We start from the raw sequence: 18,134 nt of genomic DNA, 5'->3' as shown, positions 1-18,134 counted from the left end.
GTCGACAGTTAGTCGCAATAGTTTGTCCACACCTTGGCCGCGACCCGGTGTCTGCGTGCCTGCTGACTCCGAAGGGGCCGACCATGTTTGCAAAGGGCTGGACCGCCTGCGTCGTTGCGACCATTGCCACCGCCGCAGCACTTGCCGGTTGCTCGAAGCAACAAGTCGTCGAGGAGAAGCCGGCGGCCGGCTACACGGCCGGCGTGTTGAGCAAGGAATTCGCGGGCACCTCGGTGCACGTGCTGATGCCCCCCTGGGCGAAGCTGCCCAAGAGCGTGATCACCGGCTTCACGGAGCGGACGGGGATCGAGGTCAAGTGGGAGACTCTCGACTACGACCAACTGCACGACAAGATCGTGGCGATGCAGGCGGCCGGCACGGCGCCCGCCGACATTCTGGAGATGGACGGCGGCTGGGTCGGTCAGTTCGGTGCCGCCGGTTGGGACACCGATCTGCGCAACTACCTCGGGCCGGAGACCCCTCATGATGCGGTCGGCGCCAAGGCGTTCAGCTACCAGGACCAGCAGATCGGCGTTCCGTACTCGCTCGACTTCCGCGGCAGCGCGTTCAACATGACGATGCTGAGCAAGACCGGCATCACCACCGTGCCCCGGACGTACGCGGAGGTCATCGCGGCCGCGAAGGCTGTCAAGAAGGCTGGACTGGCGAAGTACCCTGTCGGATTCCCCTTGGTGATCTCGGACGGCTCGGCGGCTGCCTGGTACTCACTCTTGCGCAGTTCGGGAGGCCAGATCCTCGGTGCGGACGGCCGGGCCGCGCTGACCGACGGATCGAGCGCGCTCGACTCCCTGCAGTTCCTGCGCACCCTGCACCACGAGGGCCTGCTCGACCCGGGCTCGGTGCAGCTCGACGACGGCAAGGTGGATAGCGCGTTCGCGGCGGGGCAGTCGGCGATCGTGCTCGCCGAGTCACCCGGTGCGCTAACGACATACGCGAGCCCGAAGGACAGCAGGATCGCCAAAGATCAGGTGGTCTTCGCGCATACGCCGGGACCGAAGGGAACTGATGGGCCTAGCCTCGGGGTTCAGGAGGCGTTGTCGATCCCGAAGGCCTCCAAGCACAAAGAGGCTGCGGCGATGTTCATCACCTGGTGGCTGCAAGCTCGCAACCAGGCGGCGGCGTACACCGATCCCGATGGCGGTGGCGGGTACATCCCCGCGAACCGGGCAGCGCTCGAGGACGTCGTACAGCAGGGCAAGCTGAAGGGCGGCCAGCAGATCATCGACTTGCTCGACAGCATCGAGCCGGTGATCGTCAACGGGCCGCCGACCTGGTTCGCGAAGTTCAACCGGGAAGCCGCGTCGATGGTGCAAAACGTCGCTGTCGGCAATGTCGAGCCGCAAAAGGGTCTCGATGACCTCCAGGCGCAGATCGCCAGGCAGGTGAAGTGAGCAGCCGGACCGAACCTGCCGCAGGAGTCCAGCTGAGTCGCACGGCCTGGCACCGCGAGGCCGGCCGGGCCCGGCGGCGGGAGAATGGGCGAGCCTACCTGCTGATCTCCGTCGCGCTGCTGATCACCGGCACGCTGGTGCTCTACCCGTCGGCACACAGCCTGGTCGGCAGCGTCTTCGCCAACCAACTGGGCGAGGCAGACCATCCGTTTGTCGGCCTCGACAACTACCGCACGGTGCTGACCGACCGTGGGTTCCGAACCGCGCTGATCAACACCTTCGGCTATCTGGTCGCATTGTCCGTGCTGCTGTTCGGCATCGGGCTTGCGCTGGCGACCTGGCTGAGGGCGCTGACCGGCCGCGTCCGGACGGTGGCGGTCGCGGTGATCATCCTGCCCTGGGCCGTCCCCGGAACCATCTCCGGATCACTGTGGGCGTTGATTCTGAACCCGACCGGGAGCGGGCTGCTCAACTCGGCGCTCACCCAGCTCGGTCTGATCGACACCAACGTCACCTGGATCCATGACCCGCGGATCGGGACCCTGATGATCGGGCTGATGGTGGCCTGGAGTGCGTCGCCTTTCGCGGCCATCATCTTCCTGGCCGGGCTCGAGGGCATCCCGCGGGAACTGTACGAGTCAGCGCGGGTGGATCGCGCAAGCCAGTGGCAGCAGTTTCGGTCGATCACCCTGCCGCTGCTCAGACCGGCGATGGCACTGGTAGCGCTGACCGGCGCGCTGTCGGCAATCGGCCTGTACGACCAGGTTTTCGTTCTGGTCGGCAACGACCCACAGCGAATTACCTTGACCGGTCAGGTCTACCTGTCGGCCTTCCAGGACTTCGACTTCGGTTTCGGGTACGCCGCATCCGTACTGGCGACCGGTCTCTCGGCCTTCTTCGCCTTCGTCTATCTCAAGTTCCTCTATCGCGAGGTGGAGTACTAGCCATGACGACATCGCTGCGAACGCGGATACTGCTGGCACTGGTCGGCCTGGTCGTGCTGTTCTGGACGCTGGCGCCGCTCTACTGGGGTGTGGTCGTCAGCCTGACAACGCCGGCCGACGCGCTCAAGGTGCCGATCTCCTTGGTTCCCGAGCACCTCACGCTGGACAACTATCGCGAGGTGATCGCCGGAACCGGCGCTACCGCCGGCTTTCGCCGGGCGATCTTCAACTCGTTCGTCCAATCGGTACTGGTGACGGTGACCACCTTGGCCGTCTGCGTTCCGGCGGCGTACGCATTCGCGCGGATTCGATTCCGCGGTGCCGGGCCGGCGCTCGCGCTGATCACGATCACCATGACCCTGCCGGTGTACTTGGTGCTGATCCCGCTGTTCCAGCTGGCCACGTCCACCGGGCAGGTGAACACGGTCCGCATCGTCGTCGCTGTCATCGTGTCCGGGATGATTCCGATCTCGATCTGGATCCTGCGCAGTCACATCGCAACCATCCCGGTCGAGATCGAGGAGGCCGCCCGGATCGACGGAGCCGGCACCTGGACGGTGCTGGTACGAGTGATCGGCCCCCTGATCGCGCCGGGAATCGTCGCCACCGGAGTGATCATCTTTCTTGGGAGCTGGGGCGAGTTCCTGATCCCCGCAGTGTTCGCGAACTCACCGGACGCCCAGCCGCTCACTGTCCTCATCCCGAATCTGACGACCAAGACCTCGGCCAAGTTCGGCCTGCAGGCCGCGGCGGGGCTCATCGGTTTGGTCCCTCCCCTCACCCTCGTCGTCATCTTCCAGCGCTACCTCCTCGCCGGCCTTCTCCGTGGCGCCACTCGGTAAAGGGACAAACTGTTTTAGCCACCTTCTGGACCAGGAGGGTCGGCCAGCAGCGGTCAGAACGCGACAGTAACCCAGCCGACACGGCCAGGACCCCGCGGCAAGCGGCTGGCCGCGGTTCTATGTGCCGCCTGATAAGCCGTTCGAGCCGCTTCCCTTGGCCCCGGCGCCTCACTATGCCGCCAGGGCGGGGTGCTGATGCCATGAGTTCTCGCCCCGTAGAGCTGTCAGACGCCGATGTCTGGCGAGAATGTCGAGATCCGTCGTACGGCCTCGATGTCTTCATCAAAGACCCGCGGCCGGTGAGCGGCCCCACGTAGCAGGAGAGCAGCATGACGAAGACCAGCCCGATCAAAGGCCTCGACGAGCTCGAGGTCATCACCTTGTTCGTCGAGGACGTAGCGGCTTGCAAGAAGTTCTACCTCGACGTGTTCGGTCTCGAGGTGATCTTCGAGGACCCCGACTCGGCCTTGCTCGGGCTCCGCAACCTGATGCTCAACCTGATCTCGGTCGGCGAAGCACCCACTTTGATCGAGCCGCATGCGGTCGCCGCGTCGACTGCCGGCGGGCGGGCGCTCTACACGGTCCGAGTCGACGACGCTGACGCGGCCGCCGCGGAGCTACAGGCGCATGGCGTCACGCTCCTGAACGGCCCGATCGACCGCCCATGGGGCAGGCGCACCGCGGCCTTCGCGGACCCGGCAGGAAACCTGTGGGAGATCGCACAGGCCCTCGACTGAGACTTTTCGACGGGCGGGGGATCTGTTTTGTCCCCCTGGCGAGGCAGGGTGTGTTCACGGCGCGTGAGGTGTGCGGGGGTCAGTATGACCGACAAGTCCTACTGCCCCCGATCGCCGGGTGCTGACGCCGTAGCCGCGATGCCGCGAAGGCGATCGGGTGATGATCAGCCTCAGCTGGAATTCAGCGGTACGGGGTTCGAACAAGCGGATCGGAGTCAAGCTCTAGGTCTAAACGTGTGGTTAAGGTGCGTATTCCTCCTCAGGACAGCGCGGACGGTGCCGAGGACGGGCCGAGGAGGAGTTCGCCGTTGTAGGTCTGGCCGGGTGTCATCGTCTTGTTGTAGGCGACGTGCAGCGCGACCGGTGCGCCGGCCGCGACCGGGCCGGTGGGTACGCCGCTGACGGTCAGGTCCTTGCCCTGGATCGCGTTCACGTTCAGGGTGAAGGCCGGCGTACCGCTCACCGAGAACCCGTGGACCCAGATCTGGTAGTTGCCGTCCGGCAGGTTCACCAGGTCGACCGACTCGTTCGCGGTCGACGTGGTGGATGAGGCGACGACCTCGGACGGCAAGAACACTCCGTCGTTGTTCGCATCCCGGACCACGAACAGGTCGAGGTCGTTGCTGTCGAGCGCCGTACTGACGCTCAACCGGGACGCGTGCGACAGCGTGAGGTTCTTCCGCACGCTCGCCGTCGACGGGTCGTCAGGGTTGTCCTGATGCGCCGTCTCAGTCGTCGTACTCGGCTGGCTGAGCCCGAAGGCGTCTACCTTCAGTCCCTCCAGCGGCACGCTCGACTCGAACCTCACGTCGAACCCACCGGAGTCACCGGTCGCCGTCTCATTGACCGACGACGGCGTCACCGACGCACTGCCCAGCTGAACCTTGAACGGGGTGTTGAACTTGTCGCCCTACGGCGCGCCGTACACGGAGTCGGGTTCGAGCTCGAAGGCGGCACGTGCGATGCAGGGTCCGTGCTCGAACAGCATGCCGTAGAAGCGCTCGCGAAAGTGTCATGCCCGTGAAGTAGGCCACCCACGACCAAGGCGATCTGCTCGATTGGACAGGCATCCTTGACGCTCGGCGCGAGCGAGCCGTCCAGCAGGGCGAAGCCGTGCGGAGCGGCCGCCGGCCGGCGTGCCGACAGTTGCCGCCACCAACTGGTCGCTGTGTCGACGATGGCTACAAGTGGGGTCAGACTTGCGAATAGTTCACATTTAGCGTAAGTATGATGCATGTCGAGGCCGAGTGCTACCGAGGACGTGTTCCGCGCTGTGGCCGACCCCACTAGACGCGCTGTGCTGGAGACTCTGCTGCGCTTCAGAGAGATCCCCGTCACGGAACTCGCAGACCGCCTGGAAGTGACGATGCCGATGCTCTCTCGCCACTTGGCTGTGCTGCGTCACGCCGGACTGGTGCGGGAGCGCCGCGCTGGCCGCCAGCGCCTCTACAGCATCCAGCCTCAGCCACTGCAGGACCTGTTCGACTGGGCTTCGCTTTTCAGCGAGTTCTGGTCCGAACGGCTGAAAGGCCTGCACGACTACCTTGACCGGCAAACCACAACCATGCCAAGCCATCCAGAAGCAAGCAGTCCACCAGAACCAGGAGAACCCGACAATGCGACGTGACCTCACCCTCGAGACCACCCTGCCTCATCCGCCATCCACGGTCTGGCGGGCTCTTACTGACCCCGAAGCCCTCTCGGAATGGCTGATGCCTGTCCATGACTTCGCACCCGTCGTCGGACACCACTTCCAGCTACGCGCAAAACCAATGCCGGGCTGGGATGGAGTGATCGAAGGCAAGGTCCTGGAAGTTGACGAACCCCATCGGCTCGCTTACAGCTGGAAGGGACGACGCATGCGAAACACCACCACTGTCCGGTGGACCCTGACCGCGCTCGCAGACGACGCAGGGACACAGCTGCGGCTGGACCACCAGGGATTCGAGGGACCGAGCGGTGCCATCCTCGCTTTCATGCACCGAAGCGGCTGGAAGAAGTTCACGACCGGCCGGCTACCGTCGTACCTGTTGGCCCAAGCAACGGGGACAACGACCGGCTCGGAGACGACGACTTGAGCACCATCGCCTTCCACGTCGAACTGGTCAAGGAGCGCAACACCGTCCGCCTGTGCGTGCCCGCCGAGCTCGCATCCTCGCTCGGGACAGCACGTCTGCTGCCAGCGCTCCTCACGATCAATGGCGAGCCGGTTCGTGCCACTCTCCACAAGATGGACGGCACCTACATGACAGCCGTCAACAAGGATGTCCAACGGCAGGTAGGCGCTACCGCCGGCGACACGGTCGACGTCACGATCGAACTTGAGGCAGCAGAGGATCAGAATGTCGAAGTACCTCACGACCTCGCCATCGCCCTGGCCCAGGCCGATGCAACGAGGGCCTTCGATCAACTCACCAGATTCCGGCAACGCGAGACGATCAAGAACGTGACCTCGGCGAAGAAGCCCGAAACCCGCGCCCGCCGCATTCGCCTGACAGTAGAGCGCCTCACCGAACTCCCAGGGACGGCGTGCGAGTCATGAACGCGTGAAGGTGAACTCTCCTCCGACCCTTGGGTTGACTAGCTGGCGCTATCCGTTCGGCTGGTCCGGGCAGCTCAGACCAGGGGTCAGGTCGGCTAGTGAGTGAGTCGATAGGAGACGGTGCGGTATCGATGAGGCCTATCAGGTCGAGAGCGAGCCCGAAAACGTGCTCAAGGCCGGCGTTGCCGGGTGGAGGACTATGCCCACGCTCTCGGCTACTCGGCCTGGACTCTCTCGCGCGCCACTCACCTCGGCTTCCCCAGCGCGACCGACTTCAGCCGCGCCCTCGTCGGCACACCGCTCGTTGCCGGGGCGGACGCGGCCACGCAGCGCGGACCACCTGACGAATCCGGATCGGGTACGACGACGTCAGTCGGTACCTCACCAACACGATGTTCCTCGACCTGGTCCGTGACAGCTGGATCGGCAGCCGACGTCCTGCGTCCGAACTCTCGAAACCCTCGTCCAGGAAAGTCTCGAGTCGGGCGGCGCGGTCATGCTGGGTCTCAAACACGGTCAACACCCCGTACGTGAGCGAGTTTCGGTGCGCGGTGTCAGATCGGCGCGTCCTCATCTGCTGAAAGCCAGCAGCCAACCATCACTTCGGTTGGAGGCATGACATGGCGAGGCCACCACTGCAAATCGGAACCTGGGTACGCATCTCGTCGAAGGTCGTCGAGACCGACAGCAACGGCAAATCCGTCACGCACCGGTCCCAGGCCAAGCGGCCGGAACCCTTGCCTCATCGAACCTCAGGTCACGGGTGAGCGTTCAGTGCGTATCGTCTTGTGTCTTCTTGCTGCTGATGATTCGGTTGAGCGTACGAACGTATTCTCGGTACGCCTCGGTCCCGGTCTTGGTGAGGCTGAGCCAGGTGACAGGTCGGCGGTCCGCAACTCCCTTGACGATTCGGACGTAACCGGCGTTGTTGAGGACGGCGACGTGTTTGGACAGTAGCGAATCGCTCACCTCGACGATGTCCTTCACGTACCTGAAGTCCGCTTCGCTGGTGGTGGCCAGTACTGCCATGACCGACAGGCGCACCGGGGAGTGGATGATTTCGTCGAGTTTGTGGCGTGGGTGTGGCTCGTTCATTTCTCGCGGAGGGCCAGTGCGGCGGCGAAGCAGACCGCGGCCGGCAGCAGGCCGGGCAGGGCTGCGGCGATCGTGCCCTGCCTCAACACGAAGATGTCGAGCGCGCCGGCGACGACGACGGCTACGACGTACCCGGCCCATAGTCGTTGTTCGACGCGCAGCACACCAGGTGCCGACGTGCTCGCCCGGCGGATACCCATGCCCACGAAGAACAGCGTCACCGGGAACAGGATGAGGAGGGAATCGTACGGCTTCACGACCGCCCGGGGTATCGCGCCCACTACCGCGAAGTAGGCCAGCGAGATGACGCCGAGCAGGACAACGCCACCGACGTAGATTCGCTTCATGCGAGCTACCCGGTTCTCCAGCTGGGTGATCCTGCTCGCGGCGGCATCATGATCGAGAGGCCCGTCGGCACTGCTGTTCATGGACGCTCCTTCCTGATACAAGGGCTCACCAGATCATGCGACACACTTGAAGAGCTTTCAAGTGCACCGAATCAGCTCGTTTACGCATCAAGCGGTCTCGAGCGTCCCGATGACAGGTCGCCCTGGACTGGTTGCTGACCAAGCCCGTCGTCTCCGCGGCGATCGCCGGAGCCACCAAACCGCTCCACCTCGCGGACGCGGGCGCCGCCCTCGGTCTCGACCTCTCCGAGGAAGAGGTTCGCCGCCTCGAAGACCCGTACACGATCCAAGCTGCGTACTGGTGGTGACTCTGACAGATGTGACATACCTGCCGCGTCGATGCATCTCAGACAGTATGATCTCTATCGCTCGGCCGACGGTGGTGGGCATTGCGGCCCTGCTCACGTTCGCCGGCTTGCCAGGACCGGCGAACGCGAGTGCCAACGAACCCCACTACACGGTGACCATCCGGCACCTGGACAGGTCCGGAACTGCCACGGTCGATTTTCTCGACACGGTCGTCAACCGCCGAACGGCCGAGGCCCTGGAGTCCAGCCAGGACGGCGACACGACCACCCTTCAGGTTCCCGCCGGGCAGTACCTCGTCGACAGCCTGATCGGGATCGGCAAAGGGAGCATTGAGACCAGTCAGCTCATCCAGCCACGGCTGGATGTCGACTCCGACCTGACGCTGACCATCGACGCGCGGCAGGCCAGACAGGTTCGCATCGATCCGCCCTCGTCCGCTGTCCACGAAGTACGAACAGTTGTCGACAGCAATTACACCGTCAACAATCGAGGCTACTCGACAAGCGTCTCTACGCGGCTCGGTGGCCCGGAGCGCATCTACACCGCTCAGCTCGGCCCGTCCGTGCCGGGACTGACCAGCGCCGTCCGCAGTATCTGGGCCCAGCCCACCGCCAAGGGATTCGACGACACACCGGTGTCCTACTCGCTGGCGTGGCCTGCCATCGACGGGTACCCCACCGGCTACACCAAAGCTGTCAATCAGCGCGACCTCGCGACCTTGCGGCCGACGCTGGTCGCGCAAGCACCTGGCACCATCGCCAGCCTCGGGTACGACGGATTCGGAGCCGACGAAATCATGGGCGGCGGTTACACCTTCACCTACCGGACGTTGCCTGCCACACCAACCGTCTACGTGAATACCAACGGACTGAGCTGGCAGACAAGCGCGTACTACTTCACCGACGACGGCGGCTTCGGCCTGTCGGGGGACCCCGCTACTTATCAGCCGTCCGGCACCTATACCGACGTCATCGGCTCCGCCGTGTTCGGTCAGGCGCAAGGAAGACCGCAGTTCAACTCCCGGACCGGTGACACCCTGCGGATCGCCCCGTTGCAGGCCGACGCCCGCAGTCACACCTCCTGGGCCGCCACCGGACACGGCTCACTTGTTCTCCGGCGCAACGGAACCCAGCTGGCGAACCTGCCGTACCCCTTCACCACAACACCAGGCGAAGTGGACGTGCCGCCCGGGCCGGCCGACTACCGAGTCGAGGCGAGCACGGTATCGACCGGGATTCTTGACGTGTCCACGGCCGTCCGCGCTTCTTGGGGCTTCCGGTCGGACACCACGAAGACGCAGACACCACTGCCCCTCTGGACCGTCACCGCCCGACCGGCGGTTGACGCCAAGAACGTCGTACGCACACGACGGACCCACCGGCTGCCCATCACCGCGACGGCTCCTGACGGCTCCACAGCCGGAAAGGTGACGACGCTGACCGTACAGATATCCACCGATGACGGTGCGACCTGGCGGTCGGCCCCTGTCCACGAGACCTACGCCACCGTCACCGTACCGGCCGGCGCGCAGTACGTATCGCTACGGACCCACCTCGTTGATTCCATGGGGAACACAGCCGATCAAGAGATCAAGCGAGCCTACAAGGTCAGTCCGCTGACATAGCTCGGTCAGCGTCCTCATGGTAATTCGTCCAGCGAATCCAGCCAGTTGTCGACGAGTTGTGTGAAGGCCTTCGGTCGTTCGTGGTGCAGAAAGTGTCCTGCGCCGGGCCAGAGGACCACCCGCGAGCCGGGCCGGAGCGAGCAGGTCAGGTCCCAGGCTGCCATCGACGGGGTCGGGCGGATGCAGAGGAGCGGCTGGTCCAGCGAGGCGAGAGCTTTCGCGGCCGCGGGGCGTGCGCCGATCGCGCCGGGATCGGTGTACATCCCGGCATAGCTATCAGCGAGGACGTGCCCCGGTGTGCGCAACAGCTGGTCTCGCACGCGGTCGGTCAGATCGCCTAACTGCCGTACGGCGGCAGCAGCGCCGTCCCGCCGGAGATCCATCAGCCGCTGCTCGCAGGACGCCGCCTCGACCTCGTCGGCGCCGTACGCCGGGTCGATCGCCACCACCGCCCGGACCAGGTCCGGCCGTTCGATGGCCAGCCGCACCACGATCTGCCCACCCATCGAATGGCCGACCGCGACAACCGGTCCGAGGTCGAGCGCCTCGATCAGCGTGCCGAGGTCAAAGGCATAGTCCTGCGGAAGGTATCCCTCGGAAGGAACCGGGGAGCGACCGTGGCCACGGAGATCGACCGTCACGACCCGGCGGCCCGCGAACGCGACCGGATCCCAGGACCGGCCGTCCCCGCCCCAGCCGTGCACCAGGAGGATCGGCTCACCGGCTCCTTCGGCCGTGAAGCACAGCCGTACGGCTTCGACATCGGGCTGCATGAGTGGCAGCATAGTTAACGTTTTCTATGCAGCTCCAGCTCCAACTCCAGCAGCGAATTTTCGACTCTCGAGGAGACCCCGGGTGCCCAGACCGTCGTCCAACGGCCGGCCGACGGTCAAGGACGTCGCGGCCGCCGCGAACGTGAGCGCCACCACCGTCTCCCGCGTGCTCGGCGGCGACTACCCGGTCAGCGCCTCGACCCGGAAGCGAGTGCTCCGCGCGATCCGCGACCTCGACTACGTCATCAACGCCCAGGCCCGGGCTCTCGTCGGCGGATCGACCCGGACCGTCGCGTTCGTGGTCCGCGACCTGGTCGGGCCGTTGTTCGCGTGCATCGGCCAGGGCGTCGAGCTGCAGGCAACCGCCGAGGGTCGCGTGTGTCTGGTCTCCACCCATCACGGCGATCCCGATCGCGAGCTCGAGCTGATCGAGTTGATGCGCGAGCAGCAGACCGAGGCCGTCGTACTCGTCGGCGGCGGCCTGCGGACCGAGTCCCACACCGGCCGGATCGCGGAGATCGCGTACTCGCTCGACCGGGTCGGCTCGCGGCTGGTGCTGTGCGGCCGTCCGCCGATCGGCCCGGACGTGCCGGCCACTGTCGTCGAGTACGACAACGAGGGCGGCGCGTTCGCGGTGACCGACTACCTGATCTCTCTCGGGCACCGGCGGATCGCGTTCGTCGGCGCCGGCGAGCCGGAGCACAGCACGACGGGCGCGCGACTCGGCGGGTATACCGCGGCACACGCTGCCCGCGGTGTCGAGGTCGACCGCGAACTGATTGTCAGCGGCAACTACGACCGCGAGTCCGGCTACCGGCAGACGACGACGCTGCTGGCTCGCGGCGCCCGGATGACGGCCGTCGTCGCCGTCACCGACATCGTCGCCACCGGCGTCCTCGCCGCCCTCCGGGACGCCGGCCTGCGGATCCCCGAAGACGTCTCGGTCGTGGGGTACGACGACATCCCGCTGAGCGCGGACCTGAACCCGGCGCTGACGACGGTCCGGATCCCGCACGAGGAACTCGGGCGCGCCGCCGTACGGCTGGCGTTGCACCGCGACGAGCACGCTCTCGACCAGCACATGATGCTGGGCACGCACGTCGTGATCCGGTCGTCCACCGCTCCTCCCCGTCAGGATTAGCCCGGGATTAGACTCTGGCGGCGATGCCACGAGAGGGGAACATGACAGACGAGGGAGCATCCGGTCGCCGGCGGGCGTCGACGGGTCCGACGCTTGCCGATGTGGCCGCCCACGCAGGGGTTTCACCGGCGACGGTCTCCCGCGTGCTGGCCGACAACTACCCGGTCTCCCGCTCCGCCCGGCAACGAGTCCAGCGGTCGATCCGCGAGCTGAACTACTCCGCCAACACGCATGCGCGGGCGCTCGCGGCGGGAGCAGGATCGAAGACGATGGCCTTCATCCTGGCGGATGTTCGCGGGCAGTCCTTCGCGGACGCAGCGCACGGTGTCGAGCAGGAAGCGGCGCAGCGCGGCTGGCTCACGTTGATCGGCACCACGCAGGGCGTCCCGGAGCGCGAGCTGGCGCTCGTCCAGCTGATGCGAGAGCAGCGAGCCGGCGCGGTGATCCTGATCGGCGGGGTCACGGACGAGGCCGACGAGTACCGGCAGAAGATGACCGAGCTCGCGAACTCACTCCACGCGGCGGGATCGTTGCTGGTGCTGTGCGGCCGGCCGCCGTTGGGCGACGGGGTTCCGGCCGCCGTGATCGAGTACGACAACGAGAACGGCGCGTACGCCCTGACCAGCCATCTGCTGTCGCAGGGCCATCGGCGGATCCTGTTCCTGGCCGGCCCGGAGCGGCACAGCACCAGCATCGAGCGGCTCGCCGGGTATCGCAGGGCGCTGACCGACTTCGGTGTACCGGATGCTCCGGAGTTGATAGAGCACGGCGTCTTCACGCGTGCATCTGGCTACCAGTTGACCCGGCGCAGGCTGACCGCGGGCCACGACTTCACCGCGGTCTTCGCGGGCACCGACGTGGTCGCGGCCGGGGTCTACGCTGCCGCGAACGAGCAGGGCCTGTCCGTGCCGGAGGATCTGTCCGTCGTCGGGTACGACGACGTCGAGCTCGCCCAGGACCTGCGCCCGCGCCTGACCACCGTGCACGTGCCCTACGAGGATCTCGGGCGTACGGCGGCCCAGATCGCCGTCGCCGACCAGCACCTGCAGCCGGGCTGGGCCGGCTATCACAGGCTGTTCAAGACCCATGTGGTGATCCGGAGCTCGGTCAGCCGGGTGCGTTAGCCGGCGAGCTCCGCGGGTATCTCGAGGATCGCCGCCAGCGCGTGTGATACCGCGTCACCGGGGCCCGAATCGACCACCACACAAGGGATCTGATGTGCCGCGAGGTACGCCAGCTGCACCTCGGTGAACTCGGCATCGAGCCCGATCACCCCGCGGCTGCCACGTGTGAACAACTGCTCCAGCCACAGCCGGGGCACCGGGGACCCGGGCGTGACCGTCGTGACCACGACAGCCAGCCCGGGCTCGCGGACCCGCTCGGCCAGGCCGGTGAGAACCTCGCCGGCCCAGCTCGTCCCGGTGCTGCCGACCACGACATCGACGAGCACGGACGCGCTCCGTCGTACCGTGCGCTCCACCGGATACCCGGCGCTCCGCAGTACGGCGCGTACCCGCTCGCGCGTCGCGGGCGCGACGTCCGGGTACGCCCGCAGTACCTTCGACACCGTGGACACCGAGACGCCGGCCTCCCGCGCGACGACGGCGAGCTTTCTCCGCGGCGTACTCATCGGTCCTCAGGCACCCTTGAGGTATGCGTTCGCCTGCTTCTCCATCTCGGCCTGCAGGTCCGCGAGCCCGGCCTTGTCGACCGCCTTCTTCAGGCTGTCCAGGCCCTTGTCGACGTCGACCGCTCCGATCCACAACGGGTTCCCGTACTGCGTCATCGCCGCGCTCACCTGACTGTCCTGCCGCTTCACCGGAGTCACGTCCGGCACGAACGACGCGTACGGGTCGACGGTGAAGTTGTCGTAGTCCTGCGCCCAGTCGAACCACGCCTCCTCGGTCGGCGTGATGTCCTTGATCTTCTTCTCCAGCTTCTGCCGCCAGCACAGGGCGAACCCGGGGAACCCGTACTGCGAGAGCTGCTCGAACTTGTCCGTGCCGACCGGCTTCCAGTCCCTGCCTTCGACGCCGTAGCTGAGCAGATCGTGGTTCTCCTTGATCGAGACCCAGTCCTCCAGCTGCAGGGCGCGCTCGTTGCTCTTGCCCTTGACGTTCAGCACGACGAAGTTGTCGGCCTGGAAGGTCTGGTTCGGCTTCGCGTCCTTGCCGCCGCCGAGCGGGATGACGTTGGCGATCTGGGCGCCCGGCACGGCCTTGCGCAGCGGCGCCAGCGCCTGGGACGACAGGCCGTCGGTCATCGCCCATCGGGTGGAGATCCGGCCGGACTCGAACTGGGTGCCGATCGTGGAAGAGTCGACGTTGAGCGCGTCCTTGTTGATGATTCCGTCCAGGTAGTACTTGCGCACCGTGCGGAGCGCGTCGAGAACGCCGGGCGCCTCCCAGAACGGGATCGGGTGGGCCGAGCCGGTCGTTTTGCCGTCCTGCGCCAGGTAGAACGGGAACGAGCCGCCACTGAAGGTCTGCACGCTGACGTGCGGGTTCTCCCAGTCGTGCTGGTTGAGCCAGCCGACGGGGGCGAACGCGACGAGCAGGTCGGGCATGTTCGACGAGATGCCGACCGGAGTGATCTTCACCTTCTGTTTTACGTCGTACCAGAACTTCTCCAGCTGGTCGAACGTACTGAGGTCGCCGGCGCCGAGCTTGTCGGCCAGGTCCCGCCGGACGGTGAAGTGGTGCAGGCGGGCGGCGGAGTTGACCTGCGGGATGCCGTACAGCTTGCCGGACCACTTGTTCTGCTCGAGCAGCTGGGAATCGAGCGTCTTGCTGAGGTTCGGGTACTTGCCGATCAAGTCGCCGACCGGCACGAGGGACTTGCTCGCGACCAGCTGGATCATGTTCAGCCAGCGGGCCTGGAGTGCGGTGTCGAACCTCTCGCCGGCGGTGAACTTCAGCAGTGACTGCTGCTGGTAGTTCGACCAGGCGATGAACTGCGGCGAGATCGTGAAGCCGAGATCCTTCTTCAGCTTCTCGTTCACCTTCGCGAGGACGGCGTCCCAGCCCTTCGGCGCGTCACCGGGGAGCAGCAACGCAAGGTTGTCGATGCTACCACCGGAGCCGGAACCGGACGACGAGTCGCCGCAGCCGTTCAGGCCGAGAAGGGATGCGAGGGACAGGCCGCCGGTGGCGGCCAGAAAGCCGCGCCTGCTGAGACCGGCTGGAGATGTGGCGGGCACGATGCCTCCTGGAAGTACTGAAGTGGTGGGAGGAGCCGTCAGCCTTTGGTGGCTCCGAGCGTGATGCCTTTGACGAAGTAGCGCTGCGCGAACGGATACGCGAGCAGGATCGGGCCGATGGTGACGACCGTCAGGGCGAGCCGGAGCTGGTAGACCGGCGTCGATTGCTCCGCGGCCGTCGGCAGCATCTGCGAGAACGAGACGTTCGAGATCAGGTTCTGCAGCAACAGCGGCAGCGGATACTTGTGCACGTCCGACATGAACAACAGCGCCGTGAACCATTCGTTCCAGTAGTGCACGGCGTAGAACAGGCCGACCACCGCGAGGATCGGCTTCGACAGCGGAAGCCCGATCCGGAAGAAGATCTGCATCTCCCCCGCGCCGTCGACCCGCGCCGAGTCGAGGATCTCCTCGGGCAGCTGCCGGAACGCCGAGACCTGGATGAACACCAGAAAAGGTGCCACGAGCAACGGCAGAATGACGGCGAAGTAGCTGTTCTGGAGCTTCAGGTACTGCGTGACGAGCAGGTACAGCGGGACGAGTCCGCCGCTGAACAGCATCGGGATGTACGCGAAGACCGCCAACGGCCTGCTGACGTACGGCAGCCGCCGCGCGATGACCCAGCTCAACCCGGACGTGAAGGTCAGCGCCATCGCCGTACCGAGGACGGTGATGAAGATGCTCGCGGTGTACGCGCTCAGCACGGTCGGACCGGTGAAGATCAGCTCGTACGACGTGGTGGAGAACGGCCTCGGGATCAGGCTGTAGCCGGTGGTGGCCAGCGTCTGCTCGTCGGTGAACGACCCGGAAACGATCATCCAGAACGGCACCAGGCAGACCAGCATGAAGGCGGTGACGCCGATGACGCTGACGACGGTGAAGGCCTCCGGGCGGCGCCGCCGCCGGGTGGCGGTGCGGGTGGTCGTCTTCGCCAGGCTCGAGGTGAGGGCAGTGGTCACAACAGGCTCGTTTCCTTGGAGTACCGGCGCTGGATCAGCAGCGCCGTCGCGACCAGGACGAACCCGACGACGGACTGGAACAGGCCGATCGCCGCTGTGGTGCCGAAGTCGCCGATCTGGCGCAAGGAGCGGAAGACGTAGGTGTCGATGACATCGGTCGTCGGGAATAGCGTGCCGTTGTCGCCGATGATCGCGTAGATCGTGCCGAAGTCGCCGTAGAAGATCCGGCCGACGCCGAGGACGAGCAGCACCGCCGCCGTCGGCTTCAGCAACGGGAGCGTGATCCGCAGCGCCATCTGCGCCCGGCTCGCGCCGTCGATCTGGCCGGCCTCGTAGACGTCCTCGGGGATCGACGTGATCGCGGCCAGGAAGATGACGCTCATGTAGCCGCCCATCTGCCAGACCTTCACCACGGTGAGGATCCACGGCCACGGACCGGGCTCGGTGTACCAACTGACCGTCGGCAGGCCGAAGCCCGACAGCGCGTCGTTGACCGCGCCGCCCGAGCCGGCCGGGCCGGACAGCAGCACCTGCAGCATGATCGCGATCACGACCGGCGAGACGAAGTACGGGAAGAAGATCGTCGACTGGGCGACGCGCTTGAAGTACCGGCCGCGGAGCTCGTTGAGCATGATCGCGAGCGTGACTCCGGCGGCCAGCGTCGCGGCCAGGAACAGCACGTTGAGCAGCAGCGTGTTCACCAGGATCCGCTGCGCGTCGCCCGAGCTGAAGAAGTACCGGAAATTGTCCAGGCCGTTCCACGGGCTGCCGAAGATCCCGCGGCTGATGTCGAACTCCTTGAAGGCGACCACCAGCCCGGCCATCGGGGCGTAGCTGAAGACCAGGAAGAACGCCACGGCGGGCAACGCCAGCACTCCCAGCCACAGACCCGTCCGCAGCATCGCGCGGCGCCGCCCGGCCGGCAGATCGGTCATGGCAGTCTCCTTCCGATTTTCTATAGAAAGCGCTTTCCATCTGCCGGGAACCTAACTGCGCCACTAAGGCGTGTCAAGGGCAGGGATCGTTGTCTTTCAGGCACCGCGGTCGAGATCGGCGAGCGTGACCGGGAAGCGGAGCGGGTCCCCCGACAGGAAGCGCTGGAGCTCATCCGCGACACAGGCGCCGAGGCGGGTGAGTTCGTTGCCGTGCGAACCCGCGACGTGTGGCGTGACGAAGGCGTTCGGCAGGCTGAACAGTGGTGAGCCGGGCGGCAACGGCTCCGGATCGGTCACGTCGAGTACCGCGGCGAGCCGTCCTGACAGCAACTCGGCGGTCAGAGCCTCGGTATCGACGAGCTGTCCGCGCGCGGTGTTGATCAACATCGCCCCGTCGGGCATCAGCGCCAGTTCGTCCCGTCCGATCATGCGGTACGTCTCCGGCGTGGAGGGCGCATGCACGCTGACGATGTCGCTGGTCGAGAGCAAGGTCGTCAGGTCGACCACGGGCAGGTCATCGGCGTACGGGTCGTAGACCTGGACGTGGAAGTCCAGCGGCCGCAGGAGCTCGATCACCTGCCGGCCGACCCGGGACGCGCCGATGATGCCGACCGTGCGCCCGTAGTTCCCCACATCGGCATGGATGAACCCGAGCTCGAAGCCCTGGTCTCGGCGATAGCGCTCCCGCAATCCGAACGCGCCCTTGCCGGCCAGCAGAATCGCGCCGAGGGCGAACTCCGCGACCGGTACGGCGTTGGCCGACGCCGCGGACGACACCGCGATGCCCCGCTCCCACACCTCCGGACACAGGTGCCCTTTCACGCTGCCGGCGGCGTGCAGCACCGCGCGGAGTTTCGGCATCGCATCCAGCAGCGGTACGCCGATCGCGGGACAGCCCCAGCCGGTGATCAGGATCTCGAGGTCGGCGAGCCGTCCGTCCAGGCGCGGATCGTCGAACCGGTCGACGACCAGCACCGGATCACCGGCGACGAGTTCGCCGATCCGCCGCAGCACGGCGGCCGGGAACAGCGATGGCCAGTGCTCCGCGGACAGCACGAAGACGGCCGGCGGTCGATCGGGCACAGTACCTCCAAAAGTCCAGAGAGCGCTTTCTGGATCAACCTCTCGATGTGCGCTCAAGCGTCGCACAGCAATCGTTAACTATGCAGGTCCAAAAATTTCGGGAACGGGTTCGTTCTTGGCTGCCGGTGACCG

General features: G+C 66.0%; 20 protein-coding genes. 11 read left to right on the top strand and 9 right to left on the bottom strand.

The window, feature by feature from the left end:
- Positions 1–83 precede the first annotated feature (83 nt).
- The 4 genes from AB0E69_RS34970 (at position 84) to AB0E69_RS34955 (ending at position 3,935) form a co-directional block, all read left to right on the top strand.
- On the top strand, positions 84–1,412 hold the full coding sequence (locus tag AB0E69_RS34970) for an extracellular solute-binding protein (RefSeq protein WP_360156367.1): 1,329 nt from the start codon (positions 84–86) through the stop codon (positions 1,410–1,412).
- Entirely contained in the window at positions 1,409–2,356 is a 948-nt protein-coding gene (locus AB0E69_RS34965; RefSeq protein ID WP_360156364.1) for a sugar ABC transporter permease, read from the top strand. The genes AB0E69_RS34970 and AB0E69_RS34965 overlap by 4 nt, the downstream gene beginning before the upstream one ends.
- Before the next feature lie 2 nt (positions 2,357–2,358).
- Positions 2,359–3,198 (top strand): carbohydrate ABC transporter permease, encoded by an 840-nt coding sequence (locus tag AB0E69_RS34960; protein WP_360156361.1) that lies wholly within the window; start codon positions 2,359–2,361, stop codon positions 3,196–3,198.
- Positions 3,199–3,527: 329 nt separating this feature from the next.
- Positions 3,528–3,935 (top strand): VOC family protein, encoded by a 408-nt coding sequence (locus tag AB0E69_RS34955; protein ID WP_360156358.1) that lies wholly within the window; start codon positions 3,528–3,530, stop codon positions 3,933–3,935.
- 259 nt (positions 3,936–4,194) lie between these two features.
- Here the strand turns inward: AB0E69_RS34955 and AB0E69_RS34950 are convergent, their stop codons facing one another.
- The gene (locus tag AB0E69_RS34950; RefSeq protein WP_360156355.1) at positions 4,195–4,797 is read right to left on the bottom strand and encodes a hypothetical protein; all 603 of its coding nucleotides are present in this window, start codon (positions 4,795–4,797) and stop codon (positions 4,195–4,197) included.
- 372 nt (positions 4,798–5,169) lie between these two features.
- Here AB0E69_RS34950 and AB0E69_RS34945 point away from each other — a divergent pair, with 372 nt between their 5' ends.
- From AB0E69_RS34945 to AB0E69_RS34935, 3 genes are read left to right on the top strand one after another with little or no spacing between them, the layout of a single operon-like run.
- A complete protein-coding gene (locus tag AB0E69_RS34945) occupies positions 5,170–5,562 on the top strand; it encodes a metalloregulator ArsR/SmtB family transcription factor (protein WP_360156352.1) in 393 nt (130 codons plus the stop codon).
- On the top strand, positions 5,552–6,013 hold the full coding sequence (locus AB0E69_RS34940) for an SRPBCC domain-containing protein (RefSeq protein ID WP_360156349.1): 462 nt from the start codon (positions 5,552–5,554) through the stop codon (positions 6,011–6,013). The genes AB0E69_RS34945 and AB0E69_RS34940 overlap by 11 nt, the downstream gene beginning before the upstream one ends.
- The gene (locus AB0E69_RS34935) at positions 6,010–6,477 is read left to right on the top strand and encodes a YdeI/OmpD-associated family protein (RefSeq protein WP_360156346.1); all 468 of its coding nucleotides are present in this window, start codon (positions 6,010–6,012) and stop codon (positions 6,475–6,477) included. Before AB0E69_RS34940 ends, AB0E69_RS34935 begins: the two co-directional genes overlap by 4 nt.
- A gap of 771 nt (positions 6,478–7,248) precedes the next feature.
- On the opposite strand, the gene AB0E69_RS34930 is transcribed toward AB0E69_RS34935, so the two are convergent.
- Both AB0E69_RS34930 and AB0E69_RS34925 read right to left on the bottom strand, forming a co-directional pair.
- Positions 7,249–7,572, bottom strand: a complete 324-nt coding sequence (locus tag AB0E69_RS34930) for a transcriptional regulator (RefSeq protein WP_360156343.1) — start codon at positions 7,570–7,572, stop codon at positions 7,249–7,251.
- On the bottom strand, positions 7,569–8,000 hold the full coding sequence (locus tag AB0E69_RS34925; RefSeq protein ID WP_360156340.1) for a hypothetical protein: 432 nt from the start codon (positions 7,998–8,000) through the stop codon (positions 7,569–7,571). The genes AB0E69_RS34930 and AB0E69_RS34925 overlap by 4 nt, the downstream gene beginning before the upstream one ends.
- 122 nt (positions 8,001–8,122) lie before the next feature.
- Between AB0E69_RS34925 and AB0E69_RS34920 the strand changes: the two genes are divergently transcribed.
- Both AB0E69_RS34920 and AB0E69_RS34915 read left to right on the top strand, forming a co-directional pair.
- The gene (locus tag AB0E69_RS34920; RefSeq protein ID WP_360156975.1) at positions 8,123–8,287 is read left to right on the top strand and encodes a hypothetical protein; all 165 of its coding nucleotides are present in this window, start codon (positions 8,123–8,125) and stop codon (positions 8,285–8,287) included.
- Positions 8,288–8,298: 11 nt separating this feature from the next.
- A complete protein-coding gene (locus AB0E69_RS34915; protein WP_360156337.1) occupies positions 8,299–9,912 on the top strand; it encodes a hypothetical protein in 1,614 nt (537 codons plus the stop codon).
- Between the two features lie 14 nt (positions 9,913–9,926).
- Here the strand turns inward: AB0E69_RS34915 and AB0E69_RS34910 are convergent, their stop codons facing one another.
- Positions 9,927–10,685 (bottom strand): alpha/beta hydrolase, encoded by a 759-nt coding sequence (locus AB0E69_RS34910; RefSeq protein ID WP_360156334.1) that lies wholly within the window; start codon positions 10,683–10,685, stop codon positions 9,927–9,929.
- 82 nt (positions 10,686–10,767) lie between these two features.
- Here AB0E69_RS34910 and AB0E69_RS34905 point away from each other — a divergent pair, with 82 nt between their 5' ends.
- Together AB0E69_RS34905 and AB0E69_RS34900 are read left to right on the top strand one after the other, a co-directional pair.
- Positions 10,768–11,826 carry a LacI family DNA-binding transcriptional regulator gene (locus AB0E69_RS34905; protein ID WP_360156331.1) on the top strand — a complete coding sequence of 353 codons (1,059 nt, stop codon included), beginning with the start codon at positions 10,768–10,770 and terminating at the stop codon, positions 11,824–11,826.
- Between the two features lie 41 nt (positions 11,827–11,867).
- Positions 11,868–12,950 (top strand): LacI family DNA-binding transcriptional regulator, encoded by a 1,083-nt coding sequence (locus AB0E69_RS34900; RefSeq protein WP_360156328.1) that lies wholly within the window; start codon positions 11,868–11,870, stop codon positions 12,948–12,950.
- Here AB0E69_RS34900 and AB0E69_RS34895 read toward each other — a convergent pair.
- The 5 genes from AB0E69_RS34895 to AB0E69_RS34875 form a co-directional block, all read right to left on the bottom strand.
- Entirely contained in the window at positions 12,947–13,456 is a 510-nt protein-coding gene (locus AB0E69_RS34895; RefSeq protein ID WP_360156325.1) for a LacI family DNA-binding transcriptional regulator, read from the bottom strand. The two genes, AB0E69_RS34900 and AB0E69_RS34895, sit on opposite strands and share 4 nt — an antisense overlap.
- 6 nt (positions 13,457–13,462) lie before the next feature.
- Positions 13,463–15,025, bottom strand: coding sequence for a DUF3502 domain-containing protein (locus AB0E69_RS34890; protein ID WP_360156322.1), 1,563 nt, complete (start codon positions 15,023–15,025; stop codon positions 13,463–13,465).
- A gap of 38 nt (positions 15,026–15,063) precedes the next feature.
- The gene (locus AB0E69_RS34885; protein ID WP_360156319.1) at positions 15,064–15,984 is read right to left on the bottom strand and encodes a carbohydrate ABC transporter permease; all 921 of its coding nucleotides are present in this window, start codon (positions 15,982–15,984) and stop codon (positions 15,064–15,066) included.
- Complete coding sequence (locus AB0E69_RS34880; RefSeq protein WP_360156316.1) at positions 15,981–16,919, bottom strand: ABC transporter permease subunit; 939 nt, start codon at positions 16,917–16,919, stop codon at positions 15,981–15,983. Before AB0E69_RS34880 ends, AB0E69_RS34885 begins: the two co-directional genes overlap by 4 nt.
- A gap of 96 nt (positions 16,920–17,015) precedes the next feature.
- A complete protein-coding gene (locus tag AB0E69_RS34875; protein WP_360156313.1) occupies positions 17,016–18,002 on the bottom strand; it encodes a hydroxyacid dehydrogenase in 987 nt (328 codons plus the stop codon).
- Positions 18,003–18,134: the final 132 nt, after the last annotated feature.

Origin of the sequence: Kribbella sp. NPDC026611, assembly GCF_040638345.1 — a bacterium.
Taxonomy (GTDB): Bacteria; Actinomycetota; Actinomycetes; order Propionibacteriales; family Kribbellaceae; genus Kribbella.
The sequence above is the reverse complement of the archived record's forward strand: the minus strand, read 5'-3'. Positions and strand labels throughout refer to the sequence as shown.